This window comes from Specibacter sp. NPDC078692, from assembly GCF_040686835.1.
Lineage (GTDB): Bacteria > Actinomycetota > Actinomycetes > Actinomycetales > Micrococcaceae > Specibacter.
Window position 1 is genome coordinate 129,366 of the sequence record NZ_JBFBLV010000003.1, and the last position, 16,227, is coordinate 145,592.

The window sequence follows — 16,227 nt, forward strand, 5'->3', positions numbered from 1 at the left end:
CCCCGGTGCGGATAGGTTCGAACCACTAACTGTGTTCGCCATCCGCGCCGGGGACATTCGTCATCAGGGAGCCTTTTTCGTGAACTTGCCGCACCTCTCGCATGAACAACGCGCAGACGCGCGGATCAAGGCCATTGCAGCCCGGGCGGTGAGGTCCCAGACAAAACAGGATCTAAAATCGGGACAGGCCAGTGTGGCAGATGTGCTTGGCGCAGCCACCACGGAGCCGGCCCTGGACAGACTCAGAGTCAGTGATTTATTGGAAGCCCTCCCGGGCATTGGAAAGGTACGTGCAACTGTGATCATGAGCGAGCTGGGTATTGCCCCGACCCGCAGGGTGCGTGGCTTAGGCATACACCAACGCCGAGCCTTGATTGAATACCTTGGAAAGAAGTCATGAGCGAGGTTTCCGTACCGAAGGAAAACACCGTCCGCACCAAGCCCCGCAGAGGTGTCACCGTTCTGGCCGGGCCCACGGCGGTTGGCAAGGGCACTGTTTCAACTTTCATCAGGGATAACTACCCTGAGGTGTGGCTGTCCGTTTCAGCAACCACACGCAAGGCGCGCCCGAACGAGGATGAAGGTATCCACTACTTCTTCAAGTCAGCGGAGGACTTTGATGGTCTCGTTGCTGCCGGCGATCTGCTCGAGTGGGCCGTTGTCCACGGCGTGAACCGCTATGGCACGTTGCGCAGCACTGTTGAAGCGGCTGTGGCTGATGGAAAATCGGTGCTGCTGGAGATTGATTTGCAAGGCGCACGCCAGGTGAAAGAAGCCATGCCCGAGGCTGACTTCGTGTTTTTGGGCCCGCCCAATTGGGACGAACTGGTCCGCCGATTGGTGGGACGCGGCACAGAAACAGCCGAAGAACAGCACCGTCGCCTAGAAACCGCTAAACTGGAACTTGCTGCCGCCCCGGAATTTGATTACGTCATTGTTAATGACGATGTCAGCCGGGCTGCAGCCGCGCTTGTTGAACTGATGGGGCTCACCCCTCACCACACTGCTTGAGCCAAGATAAGTTGCACGGTAACCGCTGACAAACCGTTAGCGAACCGTGCACATTGTTGGATCTGCAAGACACCCTTTCGATTTTTTGGAGAAGTAATTGACTACACAACCCGAAGGCATCATCAATCCCTCGATCGATTCGCTGCTTGAAGCTGCCGATTCGAAGTACGGACTGGTCATCTTTGGTGCCAAGCGCGCACGTCAGATCAACGCTTACTACGCACAGCTCCACGAGGGCCTGTTCGAGTACGTTGGCCCGCTGGTAGACACCAAGTTGAACGAGAAGTCGCTCTCTATCGCTTTCCGTGAAATCGACGAGGGCCTGCTGGTTTCCACCCCCGTCGAGACCGCGTAACAGGAAGTTTGAGCACAGCCACGGTGTCTGAGCTGAACATTGTTTTGGGAGTAGGCGGCGGCATCGCCGCCTACAAGGCGGCCTTGTTGCTGCGCCTCTTCACCGAGGCAGGCCATCAGGTCACGGTCATCCCCACCGACGCATCCACCAACTTTGTGGGTGTCGCCACCTGGGAGGCCCTCAGTGGCCGGTCCGTCACCAACAATGTTTTTGACGCCGTGGATCAGGTCAACCACGTACGAATCGGCCATGAGGCCGATTTGATCGTGGTGGCCCCGGCCACCGCTGATCTTTTGGCGAAGGCCGCTGGCGGACACGCCAACGATCTGTTGACCACCACCTTGCTGATGGCCCGCGGCCCGGTGCTTTTTGCCCCGGCCATGCACACAGAAATGTGGGCTCATGCCGCCACGCAAGCCAACGTTGCCACGCTGCGGTCCCGCGGCGTGCACGTGCTGGACCCTGCGGTGGGGCGCCTGACTGGCGTGGACTCCGGTCCCGGCCGGCTCCCCGAGCCGGAAGCGATTTTTACCGCCGCCATGGCATTGCTTGACGACGCCGGATCCTCGGCACCCACTGAAGCCGCACCTAGCGTGGGGGGCCAGTGGGGCGCCGGGAATCTTGTTGAGACTGCCGCTGGCGCCGAGCCAGTCATCATGGCAGAGCCCTCGGACCACTCTGGAGCTGTCAACGACGATGCGAATCTGCTGCCCGCCACGGACTCCCTTACGGGCTCGGCACCCCTTGCTGTCGAAGATGGCCCGCTGACTGGAATGAACGTTCTGATCACTGCTGGTGGGACGCGAGAACCTCTGGATCCTGTGCGGTTCTTGGGCAACAAATCTTCGGGCAAGCAGGGCGTGGCCCTGGCCGAGGCAGCATTGGCTGCGGGCGCCACGGTCACCTTGATCCACGCCCACCTGGAAGTAGCCCCTCCCGCCGGTGCCAAGCTGCAGCCGATTGAGACTGCTCTTGACTTGCGGAAGGCAACGCTGGCAGCGGCGGCCTCGGCCGACGTGGTCATCATGGCCGCTGCCGTGGCCGATTTCCGTCCGGCCAACGTTTCTTCCGGCAAGATCAAGAAGCGCGACAACGTCGAGGATCCCGTCATCACTCTGGTCCGCAACCCGGATATTTTGGCGGAACTCGTGGCCCACCGTTCCGCGCAAAACCAGCAGCAGTTCATTGTTGGATTTGCCGCAGAAACAGGCGACGACGAAGCAGATGCCCGCACTTACGCTGAAGCGAAACTGCGCCGCAAGGGCTGCGACTTGCTCGTGGTCAATGAAGTGGGGCCGGGGGATTCCGGCACCGAGCGGGTCTTTGGTCAAGACACCAACCATGTCGAGATTTTGGCTCTAGACGGTGCAACACCCGTGCAATCCGGGGGCAGCAAGCGTGAGGTAGCTGACGCCGTCGTACGTCTGATTGCGCAGAGGCTCGGCCACACCTCAGGCACTACCTAACCACGCGCCAGCAACACACTATGTATGACAAACCGTGTCTCACCGCAATGGGTGGCGAGCTATCCCAAAGTAAAGTAGAACAGTGACTTCAGTAAACCCCCTGCGCCTATTTACCTCCGAATCGGTGACGGCAGGCCACCCCGATAAAATTTGCGACCAGATCAGCGACGCCATCCTTGACGCGCTGCTGGCCGAAGACCCGGACTCCCGCGTCGCCGTTGAGACCATGGCCACCACTGGCTTGGTCCATGTGGCGGGCGAGGTGACCACCAATGCCTACGTGGAAATCCCGGCGATTGTCCGCAACACCATCTTGGACATTGGCTACGATTCCTCCGCAAACGGCTTCGACGGCGCCCGTTGCGGCGTGTCCGTCTCGATCGGTCAGCAGTCGCAGGACATTTCCGACGGCGTTTTCAACGCTCTCGAGGTCCGCGAAGGCACCGCCGTGGACAAGTACGACTCCCAGGGTGCCGGCGATCAGGGCCTCATGTTCGGCTACGCCAGCAATGAGACCGCGTCCTACATGCCCACCCCCATCTACCTGGCGCACCGGCTCTCCGAACGCCTCACCGATGTGCGCAAGTCCGGTCTGCTGGAATACTTGCGCCCCGACGGCAAGACCCAGGTGACCATCGGGTACGACGGCGAAAAGCCCGTCTCGGTAGACACCGTTGTCATCTCCAGTCAGCACGCCGAAGGCACCATGCTGGACAAGCTGCGCGCCGATCTGAGCGAGTTCGTTATTGCTCCGGTCATGGAAGCCTCCGGTCTGGATGTTTCCGGCCTGAAGACGTACCTGAACCCGGCTGGGCCGTTCGTGGTGGGCGGTCCCGTGGGCGATGCCGGTTTGACAGGCCGGAAGATCATCGTCGATACCTACGGCGGCATGGCCCGTCACGGTGGTGGCGCCTTCTCCGGTAAGGACCCGTCAAAGGTTGACCGTTCCGCCGCTTACGCCATGCGCTGGGTTGCCAAGAACGTGGTTGCTGCCGGGTTGGCCTCACGGGCTGAAATCCAGGTCGGTTACGCCATTGGCGTGGCTCGCCCGGTGGGTGTGTACGTTGAGACGTTCGGCACCGAAACCGTGGATCCGCGCCGCATCGAGGATGCCATTGCGGCCATCTTCGATCTGCGCCCCATGGCCATCATCGACAGCCTTGACCTCAAGCGCCCCATCTACGCCAAGACGGCCGCGCACGGTCACTTTGGCCGCGACGACCCCGATTTCACCTGGGAAAACCTGGACCGCGTCGATGCTTTGAAGGCCTACTTCAACGCCTAATCACTTCCGTTATCCACAGCTGAGCACAGCCCACCGACTACTTTGTCAGTGGCCTGTGCTTAGCTTGTTTTAGGCCGAGTTTTTCGGCCGAACATTCAAGCCCGCATGCGGGTTTGCCGCACCGATCGCAGGAGGATGCCATGGCTGATTCACCACACCATGATGGCCCGGGCGAAGGTGTGCAGCTGAGCCTGTTGAGTGGCTTTGTGGCCAAGGAGCGTGTGGCCGATCCTCATAGCGGCGTTGTTTTGGCGCCAGTTCTGCCGGTGGCACACGTGGTCATTGATTCACCATTGCCGCACCTTGACCGGATCTTTGACTATTCTGTTCCCTTGGAGCTCGACGCCGAGGCACAGCCGGGCGTGCGCGTGCGCGTGAAATTCTCCGGCCAGGACCTCAACGGCTTCCTGGTGGCTCGCGTGGCTGAATCCGAGAGCGACCGTTTGGTGCCGCTGAGCCGCGTGTACTCGGCGGTCCCCGTGCTGGCACCGCAGGTGTTGGAACTGGCGCATCAGGTAGCGGCCCGCTACTGCGGCACGGTGTCTGATGTGTTGCGCGTCGCTGTACCACCGCGGGTTGCCAGCTTGGAAAAGGTTTACCTGAAAAAGGCGGCTGAGCGGGTTGGCAGTGAAGGGGGCCATGGCACCGGGCCTAGCACGGGGCCTAGCGCCGGCGGTGCTGGCTCAGGCGCTGAGAGTGGCTCCGGTCCAACGGCTGGCGTTGCTGCTGGCTCCACTACTGGCACAGGCCAGCGGACCGCCGCCGACGTCAGCCGAGTTGGGGGAGCAGTGGTCCACGATCCCCACGTGGAACCGCTTCTAGAGTTGCCTGCGGCTGCCAAGCCTGGCCATTCTCTGTTCGGTGATTACCCACGTGCCGAGGACTTTCTGACCCGGCTGGCCATGGGGGATAGCCCCAAAGCTGTCCTAGCAACACTTCACGGCTTCGGGCCTATGTCGTGGCACAGGCAGCTGGCTCAGGTTGTGGCTTATTGCCAGCTGTCCGGGCGTGGGGCCATTGTGGTCGTGCCAGATTTGCGCGACCTTGAGCTGCTGGAAGCGGCTTTTGCTCAAGTGCTGCCTGAGGACAGCTTCGTCAAATTGACGGCCGACGACGGCCCCAGCCTTCGCTATGCCAACTTCCTCCGTGTACTCTCTGGCGACGTAAAGATTGTCATCGGCACCCGTTCGGCTGCCTACGCACCCGTGGCGGATTTGGGTTTGGTCTGTTGTTGGGACGACGGCGACGAACTCCACGTTGAACGCCGGGCCCCTTACCAGCACAGTCGTGATGTACTGCTACTTCGTTCGGGTATTGAAGACACAGCAGTCTTGATGGCCGGACACAGCAGGAGTAGCGAATCCCAGCGCCTCGTTGCCACAGGCTGGGCGCAGGACCTCGTCGCCGCCCGCCCAGAGGTACGTAAGGCCACGGCCAGGGTCATCAGCACCTCCGACTCCTTCGAGCAAGAGCGTGACCCTGCCGTGGCCATGGCTCGTCTACCTCATAGGGCTTGGGAGACCGCGAAGGCAGCGCTGAAGTTCGGACCTGTGCTGGTTCAGGTAGCCCGGACCGGATACGCGCCAGCACTTGCCTGTCAGCGATGCCGTGAAGTTGCCCGTTGCCAGCACTGCAGCGGCCCGCTCATGCAAAGCCGGGCAGCTGGCTCTGCCTCCGTCACGGTGACCTGCAAATGGTGTGGCCAGCCCGAGAACGCCTTCAGCTGTAACACCTGCGGGTTCAACCAATTGAGGGCTATCACCGTGGGTGCTTTACGCACTGCCGAAGAGCTAGGCAGAGCATTCCCATCGGTGCCTGTTATTTCTTCCTCTGGAGACAACATCAAAACCATGGTTCCGGATAAACCGGCTATTGTGGTGGCCACTATAGGGGCCGAGCCAGTGGCTCCGCACGGTTACGCGGCTGCGCTCTTGCTGGATGGCGATTCCATGCTTCGGAGAGAGTCGTTGCGTGCCGGTGAAGAAACACTGCGTCGGTGGATGAACGCAGCTGCACTGGTGCGTTCCGCCAAGGATGGAGGAATCGTAGTTGTCACCGCGGATGAGTCGCCTGAAGTGGCAGCATTGGTGCGCTGGGATCCTGCCGGGCACGCAGAACGAGAGTTTGCGCTGCGGCACCAGCTCGGACTCCCGCCGGCCATGCGACTGGCGTCGCTGACGGGGCAAGAAAGTGATGTAGCGGCTTTTCATGCCGCCTTGAAGCTGCCGGATTCAGTGCGAAGCATCGGCCCTGCACCCGTTGCAGCAGCGCACATGAGTGCATCGAGTGCTGGCGGCGCCGAAGGTGAGGCTGCCCCCGATTACCGGACCATCCTGCTCTTTCCGTACTCCATGGCAGCCACCGTCACGGCCAATATGCGTGCCTTGAAGGCTGCCAATGCAGCCCGCAGGGTGGGTGCGCCCGTCCAAGTCCGTTGCGACGGTTTGGACGTTCTCTAAAATAGGTCCGAACCCTTCCATAAAACATTTTTCGAAGTTACTTTCGGGTATGTATTGCCGTTCTATATAGGTGGGTTTAGTGTTGTTGTTATGAGTATTCGGGAGTTGTTCCCCGGGGGCCGGGGCGGTGACGCTACACAGGATGTGGCGGCACTGCTGGCTGGGATTACTCTTCCTTCTATTGAACCTTTTGGGTCTGACAATGCTGAGTTGGCCGGGTTACCTGATCGGTTGTTGTATTCGCCCTCGAATCCTGCACCGTATCCGTGCCCGGAGGTTGATCCGCCCTCGGTGCTTTCCGTTGCTGAGGGTGTGCGGGATGCTGGCTTGGAGGCCTTGGCCGCGGTGAAGTGTTTAGAAGATGCTCTAGCGGGTTGTAAGGCACGGTTGGTGGCTAGGGTTGCTGGGGCGGCTGCTGTTGAACGGTCAGTGTGGGCGTTGGATGGTTTTCAGCGTGGGGTTGCTGCGGCGGGGTTGGCGACGGAGATGTCGTTCGCGTTGGGGATTCCTGAACCCACCACGGCGACATTGATTGAGCACAGTGTCGCGTTAGTGGGTGATCGCCCGGCAGTGTTAGCTGGCTTGGAAGCGGGGGAGTTGTCGTGGCGGCATGCGGTGGTCATGGTGGAGGAGATCGCGACGCTGAGCTCTATGGGGCACGTTAGGGCCACTGATGAGGCGGTGTTAGAGGGTCGGTTGTTGTATCTCGCGCCGGGGACGACCGCGTATTCGTTTATGGGCAAGGCTCGTCGGGCGCGGGAGAAGATGTTTCCTGAGACGATCCCGGTACGGGTCAAGGAGGCTTTCGCGAAGCGGAAGCTAACGTGTGATGTGGGTGCTGATGGGATGGCGTGGTTGGGGTTGCATATGCCGGCGGTGAGTGCCTCGGGAATTTATACCCGGTGCACGAGGTTGGCGCGGGCGATGAAGGCTGAGGGTGTGCGGGCTCAGCGTGTTGCTGATGCTGCCGGGACGGGTCAGGACTGCCGTGAACACAGGACCCTGGCGCAGTTACGGGCTGATATTGCTACTATCTTGCTGCTGGGACAAAACCTCCCCACCACCGCTACACAGTTAGTCGATGAGGCAGAAGCAACCCTCAACACAGGCACCGCAGGAGCAGGATCCAGTGCCGGCAGCCCGGCCGGTTCAGGAACCGGTTCAGGAACCGGCACGGGAACCAGTACAGGGGCCAACACCGGAGCAGGCCAGAGTGCTGGAGCTGCTAGTAGAACCGGTTCTGGTTCTGGTGTTGAGTGTGGTGGCTCCGGCGGGCTCGGGGATCCTGGTGGAGCTGATGGCTCTGGTTCTGCTTTTAGGGGCAGGATCCGCCCCCACGGCCAGGCAGCTAACCTGGAAGCTGAGACTGAGGTTTCGCCCCCACCTGGTGAGAACGGTGCTACGTCCGAGGTCGCCACAGGAGGGACCCTATCCGGTGGTCCTGCCGTTGCCGGCACGGCCACTATTACGGCCAGTCCCACGGCTGCTGAACTGTATTTCGCCCCTGACCCCGCTGATCCTGCTGATCCTGCCGCCCCTGTTGGTGTTGGTGGCCCTGCTGGCCTGGCTACTCAGCGTTGCGCTCCTGACCCCGCCGACACCACTGACCTAGCCGACACCACTGATCCTGCTGGCCTTACCGATCCTGCGGACTCTGCTGGCCTTGCTGGCCTTGTTGGTTGTGTGGCTGTGGTGGGGGATGGGTCTGGGTTGGTTGATTCTGTGGTGGATGGGATTGTGGAGGATCCCGAGGCAGATTATTTACGGCAGCTGACGGAGTTGGCTGGGCATGGTGTGTTGGTGGATCCGCCGATGCCTGAGGCGTTGGTGTTGGTGAAAGTCCCGTTTCTGGGGTTGTTGGGGATCACGGATGAACCCGCTGAATTGGTGGGTCCTCAGGGTGGTCCTGTGCCGGAGGAAGTAGCGCGGAAGCTGTTGAGTAATAGTTCCTCGTTCTTGCGGGTTTTGACTGATCCGATCACCGGGGAAGCGTTACCGCTGGAACCGCAACGGTATACGTTGCGGGCGGCGGAGCGAGCGGTGTTGCAGGGCCTTGCTGGGTGTTGTTATGTACCGAATTGCCCCAACCCAGTCATGGACACGGAACTGGACCACTTGCGTGCTTTTGAATTCGGCGGACCATCCACCATGGCGAATTTGCGCCCAGCCTGTAAACGCCATCACCTGATGAAGCACTTCAAGGACGATAAGAACCGCCGTGGTCGTCGGCGGTGTATTGATGAACCAGAACGGGCCGGGATCCAGCTCCGTGGCTGGACACCACAACTCACCAAAGACGGACGGATCGGCTGGATCACGCCCAGCGGCAAGTACCGGCCACCACTGAACACCGAACCAGACCGGCCCGAATACCCGAAATGGCTCAAAAAAATCATCAGCAAAACCACCAAAAAACCGACAAACTAAACCGGTTGATTGCTTGCCTGTTAAGTTGGATTTCGACCAAGTGTTGTATCAAGCAGGGACCTTGTACGCCGGTTGACGTCGGTGTCTCGAATGGACAGCATCTTCACCAGAAATTCGAGTTTCTCGAAGTCGGCCACATACTCCTCACCAAGGCGCTCTGACAGAGTACGTGCGGCCAGGTCATCGGCCATACGCCATGCCATGCCATGGCTAGTGCGCCTTCAAAAATACGCTGATCATGCTCGCCTGCGGACCTGTCATCGTCAAGCTCCCATACCAGAAATAACGCCACCCACACTTACGTCAGGAGAACCAGAAAACTGTTCCGATGCCTAGGAAAAGCTCCAACCAGGGTAGGCCGAAGCGAGGCTTCTTGTGAACCTGGATGAGTGGAAGGGTCATCGCTGCTTTCGTAACTCCTGCGCAATTCCTAGCAGTTCCTGGGCGGAGGAATCCCAACTGAACGTGGCCGCCTGGGCAACGGACGCAGTAGAGCAAGCAGCCCAGTCCGTCGGGTCAGCCAAGGCGTGGACGGCAGCGGCAAAATCGTGCGGTGAATCGGCTGGCACATAGTGCGCCGCAGTACCGCCCACCTCACGGAAAATATCGGTGTCAGCGACCACCACGGGTGTCCCCAATTCCATGGCCTCCACCAGTGGCAGCCCGTAGCCTTCGGCCTTGGACAGCGTCACAAGGGCCGTGGTGCGCAGCAGCAGCTGATCGTATTCGGCGTCGGTCACGCCATTGTGGAACACCACCGAGGCCCCGGCAGGCACCAGCGCCGACAACTCTGCGCGACGCTCCGGGGTGATCCGGCTGAGCAGGTTCAACGTGAAATCAGGCAGTTCGGCCATGCCGCGGATCAGCGTTTCCACGTTCTTATAGGGCATGAACGAGCCCATGTAAGTCAGTGTCTTCTCCGGAGCTACCGCAGGATCCCGCGGCGTCCGCTCACCCTGCGGTGCGTTGCCAATGATGCGCACGGGACGCTTGGTGAGCTTGTGCTTACGCATCAGTGACAGCGTGGTGTTACTGATGGTGGCCACCACATTGGCACGGTTGAGCAGCAACCGTTGAGGCCAATACGCCTTGTGATAAAGCCGCCACAGCACACGCACCGGTGCCGGGAGAAAGCCGGGAGGGGCGGGGTGCTCATAGTATATGAGGTCGTGCAGCGTCAGGACGAGCGGGTATTTCCGTCCCCAGCTGCCCATGGTTTGCATGGGGCAAAACACCAGATCGGCGCCGAGCTTGTTCACGTGCCGGGACACGAACAGCTCCAGCGGGCTCAGCGGTGAATTGATCTTCACCCACGGCAAATCCGGCAGCAGGGCCAGCTGGCGTTCGTCATGAATGAGCATGGTCACCTGCGCATAAGGTGCGACGGCGGTCATGAGACTTGCGCCGTAACGGCTGATCCCGTCGTGGTGGTCCATGCGCGTAAAGCGGGCGTCCATGACGATCTTGGGTTTAGATGACGGCGTTGGGTTGCCGGCCGATTCGCCAGTGGTGGCCGCGGTGGGGGTGCTCAAGGGGCGGGGTGCCTTTCAAAGAAATCAGTGATGGCAGCTGCTGCTGGCTGGGGTGTTTCGTAGTGGATCAGGTGGCCCACCCCGTCGATGACGACAAGTTCGCCTTGGGGGAGGATCTCCAGCAGTTTGTGCTGGTTAGGAAGGGTGGCGATCTCATCCTGGGCGCCAGCAATCAGCAAGGTCGGGAGTGTGAGAGAAGTGGCAACTTCCCGCACGGTGCCGCTGACGGAGGCCTGAAATGATTCCAGCAGCATGTCCCGGTTGGCGAAGCCACTGAAATAGGCGTGGTGCTGTGCGTGGATGAACGCCAGCAATTGCTTGTCCCGTGTCTTGGACATGGTCACACTCATGACGTACACAATGAGCTTGCTGCGCAACAGCGCATTGCCCAGGCGTGCCGGAAGCTTGGCCGACGCCCAGTAATAGAACACAGCCAGCTTGGTCATGACGCCCTTGGGACCCTCCAACGCGGGGGAGGCGATCGGGTTCACCAAGATCAGTGGATACACCCGGTGCGGATGAGCGGCAACAAAGTGGCTGACCACAATCGAGCCAAAGGAATGCCCCAACAGCACCGTATTCGGGCCAAGTTCCAGTGCGTCCAAGAATGAGGCAAGGAAGGCCCCATATCCGGGGATATCGTGCCTGCCGGAAGCAAATGCGGGGGAGACGCCAAAGCCGGGAAGGTCGGCCATGATGATTCGGTGTTCCGGCAGTAACTCCACCACGCGCTCAAGCCCATGGTGGTCGCCACGGAAACCATGCACCATAACAATGGTGCGGGTGGCAGCCGACGGCGATACCGCGGCGTACTCCCAATAGTGAACGGGGGTGCCCACCACAGTCAGGATGTGGGTACTGACCCGGTCCGCCAGATCAACAGCGATGGGTGAGGCGGGCGCCGTCGTACTGTTCTGTAAGGATGGACTCTTTGCGGATGAACTGTTCTTGGCAGACAAATCAGTTCACATCATTCGGATTGGAGCCGGAACGGCGGTCCTGGTCCAGTGCATTGATGGCAGTCAGCTGGTCGTCAGTGAGAGAAAAGTCGAACACGTTGAGGTTTTCAGCGATCCGGGCCGCGGAGCTGGCCTTGGGGATCACCAGATGCCCGGACTGGACATGCCAGCGCAGCACCAGCTGGGCCACGGATTTACCGGTCTCGGCAGCCAGGGCCAAGAGCACAGGGTCGGTCAATAGAGCGCCGCGGGCCAAGGGGCTCCACGCCTGAGTGGTGATGCCCAGCTCGGCATGAAGGGCGCGCAGACGGTGCTGGGCCAGCCACGGATGGAGCTCAATTTGGTTCACGGCAGGGATCACATCGGTGGCGTCCAACAGTTGCGAAAGATGCTCCGGCTCGAAGTTGCTCACACCAATGGCACGTACTCGACCCTCGTGATAGAGGGTTTCCAGCGCCTTGTAGGTAGGAATGAACAGCTTCCTCTCGGGGCACGGCCAATGAATCAGGAACATGTCCACAAAGTCCAGGCCCAAGCGCTCCATGCTGGCGTCAAAGGCAGCCAAGGTGGAGTCGTAGCCCTGCTCCGTGTTCCACACTTTGGAGGTGACGAACAAGTCCGTGCGCGGCGTGCCAGCGGCGACCGCCGTGCGGATCGCGGCGCCCACACCCTCCTCATTGCCGTAGAGGACTGCCGTGTCCACGGTTCGGTAGCCGGTGGCCAGGGCGGTGGAAACCAGGTCCGCGCAGTCCTCAGATGGAACTTTATAGACGCCGTAGCCGAGAACATCGATCTCGACACCGTTATTGAGCGTTTGTTTGGGGGAGCGTTGCATACCCACAACTTTACCCAGTCCGGGCCCCGAGTTGGCATGGGCGCGCGGCCTGCAAGCCATGAAGTCCCTCGACGTCGCTACAGTCCGTCCAGTCCATTGAGGAAGCCGAAGATGGGATCGCTGGAGGGGCTGGACAACTCCACCAGTTCGCGAGCCGTGGATTCATCCAGAATCAAATCTGTGACCAGGCCTGCGGCGAGTGCCCCGCGCAGACCAGTGATTTTCTTGGGCCCGGAGACCACACAGATACGACGCCGGACCTTGCGTAAGGTTTCCAAGTCAGGACCGCTGGAGCGCGAGTTGAGCACAATGCCGTCGTCACTTCCGTCAGAGCGGAAGAAAACGGTGGCCACATCCCCAGCGACGCCGCTGGCGTCCAAGGCATCCAGATCGGTGGTGTCGAGGTAGCCGCCGGAGTACACATGGCTGGGAATTTCGGCATCCATGGAGCCGACGCCGAAAATGGCGATGGTCATGCGCTCTTGCAGGTCCAGGATGCGCCGGACGCTGCGTTCTTGCCACATCATGTTTTTCGTGGCGGCGTGATCGAAGAACGCCGGCACAGGGAACTGTTCTACTTTTGCCCCGTACGCCGTGCCGAAGCGGCGAACGATCTCCGAGGCGTAGGTGATGCCGGAGGTCTGGGTGTTGCCTGCGCCGTTGAGCTGGACAATGGTGCTGCCGTGGGTGGTTTTACGCGTCAGGTGGCGACTAACGGTGCTGACGGTGGAGCCCCACGCCACACCAATGACGGCGTTCGAGTCGACGAGTGGTCCGATGGTGCGGGCCGCCTGCATGCTGACCCGGTCCAAGACTTCAACTTCACTGAGCATGTCCGAGACCGGCACAACATGGACTTCAACTTGGTAGCGCTTGCGAATGACGCGTTCCAATTCAGGTGCTCTGTCAGAAGGAGTCTTGATTTGGATCTGCACCAGGCCGCTGTCACGGGCCGTGGAGAGCAGCCTGGAAACTGTAGAGCGGGAGGTTCTTAACTCTCGCGCAATGGCGTCCATGGTCTGATCCTGCAAGTAGTACATTTGTGCAGCCCGCAGAGCATCCTGCTGTTTTGTTCGTTTGGAACTCACAGTTCATTCCCCCTTTCTGCACGTTCGTGCAAACATGTTGACTATATTTTCCAAGTGTTCCAACAATAAAGGGAAGAGGCGCGCAGGGCGCAATTTATCTGGACTCGAAAGAGGTCATCGTGGGACTCCTAGGCAACGCAGGCACTAACAATTCAGCGGAAGAAACCCCAACGGTTGTGAGAGCCCAAGTTCAGGCCCTGAAGGATCGTCCGCGTGCAAGTGTTTTGATCATTGGTGGCGGCATTAACGGTGTTGGTACCTTCCGCGATCTGGCTCTGCAAGGAGTAGACGTGGCCTTGGTAGAGCGCGGCGATTACTGTCAAGGCGCCTCCGGAGCATCCTCCCATATGATCCACGGCGGCATCCGCTACCTAGAAAATGGCGAATTCCGCTTGGTCAAGGAATCTGTGGTCGAGCGTAATGGCCTCCTAAAGATCGCACCGCACTACGTCAAGCCGCTGCAGACCACCATCCCCATCTTCAGCACCTTCTCTGGCATCCTCAGCGCCCCCATACGTTTCCTGACGCACAAGCAGGGCAAGCCCCAGGAGCGTGGCGCGTTCTTGATCAAGATCGGCCTGACCCTCTACGATGCCTTCTCCCGCGACGGCGGCACAGTTCCCCGTCACGATTTCAAGGGCCGCAAGAAGGCTCTTGCCGAACTGCCTCAGCTGCCGGCCAACCTGAAGTACGCCGCCACCTACTATGACGCTTCGGTGCACAACCCGGAGCGACTGACCTTGGACGTACTCCAGGACGGCGAAAAGGCCGGCCTCGCTAGGCCTGGATCCGCTGCCGCTGGTTCTGCCGCCGCCGGTGCCACAGTTGCCGCCGAGGCCAAGGCTCGTGCCACCAACTACGTAGCCGCCACTGCCGTCACAGCCGACGGCGTGGAACTGACCGACCAGCTCACGGGCGAGACGTTTGTCTTCAACGCTGACGTCATCGTCAACACCACCGGCGCTTGGGTGGACATGACCAACACCGCCATGGGCGCAGCCACTCGCTTCATGGGCGGCACCAAGGGCTCACACATTGTGTTGGATCACCCCGGACTACTGGCAGCTTGCAACGGCCGCGAGATCTTCTTCGAACACACTGATGGCCGGATCGTCCTGATTTACCCCATGGGCGACAGGGTGCTGGTCGGCACCACGGACGTCAACGCTGACATGACCAAGGATGCGGTCTGCACCGAGGAAGAAATTGACTACTTCTTCGACCTCATTGGCCACGTCTTCCCCAACATTTTGGTGACCCGTGAAGAGATCGTCTACAGCTTCTCCGGCGTTCGCCCGCTGCCGCGCCACGACGAAACAGCGCCAGGCTTTGTCTCACGCGATTACCGTATTGAGCGCGTCGAGCGCACCATTGGCGGCACCTCCGTTCCGGTGCTGAGTCTGGTGGGTGGCAAATGGACTACCTTCCGCGCCTTGTCCGAGCACATGACTAACGATGTCCTGGGAATCCTGGGCATGCCGCGAAAGGTTTCCACAGCCAAGCTGCCCATCGGTGGCGGCGTGAATTTCCCGGGAACTACCGCTGGCGTTGAAGCGTGGATTTCCTCGCACACCAGCAAAACGGTCGACGCCGCTCGGGCGGGAGTCTTGTTGACCCGCTACGGAACCCGTGCCGATGAGGTACTGGCCTACCTGAACGCTGGTGTGGACACGGTCTTCGATTCCACCAATGAACTCAGCGACCGTGAGGTGGAGTTCATGGTGGAAAACGAACAAATTGGACACCTCATCGACGTCATGATTCGCCGCACCTCGCTGGCGTTCCGAGGCCTGGTCACCAGCGAACTGCTGGCTGAGACGGCTGCCGCGCTGGCAGGCCCGCTGGGTTGGAACGAGGCTAAAGTGGCGCAGGAAATCAGCCACAGCGTCGATGTTCTGGCACGCTTCCACGGCGTCCAGGTACAAAGCTTGATTGCTTGATTGCCTAAGCCCCCGGGGGCGAAGGGGGCTCAAGAGGGTCGGCCAAAAAGGGCCGGCCCTTCACATAATAACTAACCAATTGGAGTCAAAGATGTCTCTTGGAATAGTGTTCGCATCCGAAGTGATGGGAACAATGATGCTCACCCTGCTGGGTTGTGGTGTCGTTGCAAACGTCGCGCTCAAAGGAACCAAAGGCAATTCCGGCGGGTTCCTACTCGTCAACTGGGGCTGGGGCCTGGCAGTCTTTGCCGGTGTCTTCGTCGCAGCAAAATCGGGTGCCCACCTCAACCCAGCAGTAACAGTAGGTATCCTCTCCAGCGGTGCTGATGAGTATGCACCGGATGTTGCCGTTACCTTCGCCTCAACCATGATGTACTTCGGTGCGGAAATGCTCGGTGCTTTCATTGGTGCCGTAGCCTGTTGGCTCGCCTACAAGCAGCACTTTGACGGTGAACCGGACGCAGCCACCAAGCTGGGCGTGTTCTCCACCGGTCCTGCCATTCGCAGTTACGGCTGGAATGTTGTCACCGAAGTCATCGGCACCTTTGTTCTGGTCTTCGTCATCCTGCACTTTGCCAATGGTCCGGCCGGCCTCGGCCCGCTGCCCGTTGCACTGCTCGTTGTAGGTATCGGTGCTTCCCTCGGTGGGCCCACGGGCTACGCCATCAACCCGGCCCGTGACCTGGGCCCGCGCATTGCGCACGCACTGTTGCCCATCAAGGGCAAAGGCTCAAGTGACTGGAGCTACGCCTGGGTACCCGTTGTGGGCCCGCTGATCGGCGGTGCCCTTGGCGGTGCCGCGGCCCAATGGCTGCCGCTCGTGGTGGCCTAAACCGCCAGGTCTGAACCTGAACCACTGTTCGTCATTTG

Annotated in this window: 13 protein-coding genes; 9 read left to right on the top strand and 4 right to left on the bottom strand. The window is 60.3% G+C overall.

What is annotated here, in order from left to right; translation table 11 throughout:
• Positions 1-79 precede the first annotated feature (79 nt).
• From mihF to AB0O97_RS03365, 7 genes are all read left to right on the top strand, one after another.
• Entirely contained in the window at positions 80-400 is a 321-nt protein-coding gene (gene mihF / locus AB0O97_RS03335; RefSeq protein WP_363879872.1) for an integration host factor, actinobacterial type, read from the top strand.
• Entirely contained in the window at positions 397-1,011 is a 615-nt protein-coding gene (gene gmk, locus AB0O97_RS03340) for a guanylate kinase (RefSeq protein WP_363879875.1), read from the top strand. The genes mihF and gmk overlap by 4 nt, the downstream gene beginning before the upstream one ends.
• Before the next feature lie 97 nt (positions 1,012-1,108).
• A complete protein-coding gene (rpoZ, locus tag AB0O97_RS03345) occupies positions 1,109-1,366 on the top strand; it encodes a DNA-directed RNA polymerase subunit omega (RefSeq protein ID WP_044575390.1) in 258 nt (85 codons plus the stop codon).
• A gap of 32 nt (positions 1,367-1,398) precedes the next feature.
• The gene (locus AB0O97_RS03350) at positions 1,399-2,832 is read left to right on the top strand and encodes a bifunctional phosphopantothenoylcysteine decarboxylase/phosphopantothenate synthase (RefSeq protein ID WP_363880141.1); all 1,434 of its coding nucleotides are present in this window, start codon (positions 1,399-1,401) and stop codon (positions 2,830-2,832) included.
• Between the two features lie 82 nt (positions 2,833-2,914).
• Positions 2,915-4,117 (top strand): methionine adenosyltransferase, encoded by a 1,203-nt coding sequence (gene metK, locus AB0O97_RS03355; protein WP_363839810.1) that lies wholly within the window; start codon positions 2,915-2,917, stop codon positions 4,115-4,117.
• Positions 4,118-4,257: 140 nt separating this feature from the next.
• The gene (locus AB0O97_RS03360; RefSeq protein ID WP_363879878.1) at positions 4,258-6,576 is read left to right on the top strand and encodes a primosomal protein N'; all 2,319 of its coding nucleotides are present in this window, start codon (positions 4,258-4,260) and stop codon (positions 6,574-6,576) included.
• 90 nt (positions 6,577-6,666) lie between these two features.
• Complete coding sequence (locus AB0O97_RS03365; protein ID WP_363879881.1) at positions 6,667-9,003, top strand: DUF222 domain-containing protein; 2,337 nt, start codon at positions 6,667-6,669, stop codon at positions 9,001-9,003.
• Between the two features lie 398 nt (positions 9,004-9,401).
• On the opposite strand, the gene AB0O97_RS03370 is transcribed toward AB0O97_RS03365, so the two are convergent.
• The 4 genes from AB0O97_RS03370 to AB0O97_RS03385 all read right to left on the bottom strand — a co-directional run bounded on the left by AB0O97_RS03370 (position 9,402) and on the right by AB0O97_RS03385 (position 13,369).
• Entirely contained in the window at positions 9,402-10,460 is a 1,059-nt protein-coding gene (locus tag AB0O97_RS03370; RefSeq protein WP_363880144.1) for a glycosyltransferase family 1 protein, read from the bottom strand.
• Between the two features lie 71 nt (positions 10,461-10,531).
• The gene (locus tag AB0O97_RS03375; RefSeq protein ID WP_363879884.1) at positions 10,532-11,494 is read right to left on the bottom strand and encodes an alpha/beta hydrolase; all 963 of its coding nucleotides are present in this window, start codon (positions 11,492-11,494) and stop codon (positions 10,532-10,534) included.
• A gap of 1 nt (position 11,495) precedes the next feature.
• Positions 11,496-12,329, bottom strand: a complete 834-nt coding sequence (locus tag AB0O97_RS03380; protein ID WP_363879886.1) for an aldo/keto reductase — start codon at positions 12,327-12,329, stop codon at positions 11,496-11,498.
• A 77-nt stretch (positions 12,330-12,406) separates the two neighbouring features.
• Entirely contained in the window at positions 12,407-13,369 is a 963-nt protein-coding gene (locus AB0O97_RS03385; protein WP_363880147.1) for a sugar-binding domain-containing protein, read from the bottom strand.
• A 224-nt stretch (positions 13,370-13,593) separates the two neighbouring features.
• Between AB0O97_RS03385 and AB0O97_RS03390 the strand changes: the two genes are divergently transcribed.
• Both AB0O97_RS03390 and AB0O97_RS03395 read left to right on the top strand, forming a co-directional pair.
• Positions 13,594-15,357: a glycerol-3-phosphate dehydrogenase/oxidase gene (locus AB0O97_RS03390; RefSeq protein WP_363879889.1), complete on the top strand. Its 1,764-nt coding sequence runs from the start codon at positions 13,594-13,596 to the stop codon at positions 15,355-15,357.
• Between the two features lie 91 nt (positions 15,358-15,448).
• Positions 15,449-16,189: an MIP/aquaporin family protein gene (locus AB0O97_RS03395; protein WP_363879892.1), complete on the top strand. Its 741-nt coding sequence runs from the start codon at positions 15,449-15,451 to the stop codon at positions 16,187-16,189.
• Positions 16,190-16,227: the final 38 nt, after the last annotated feature.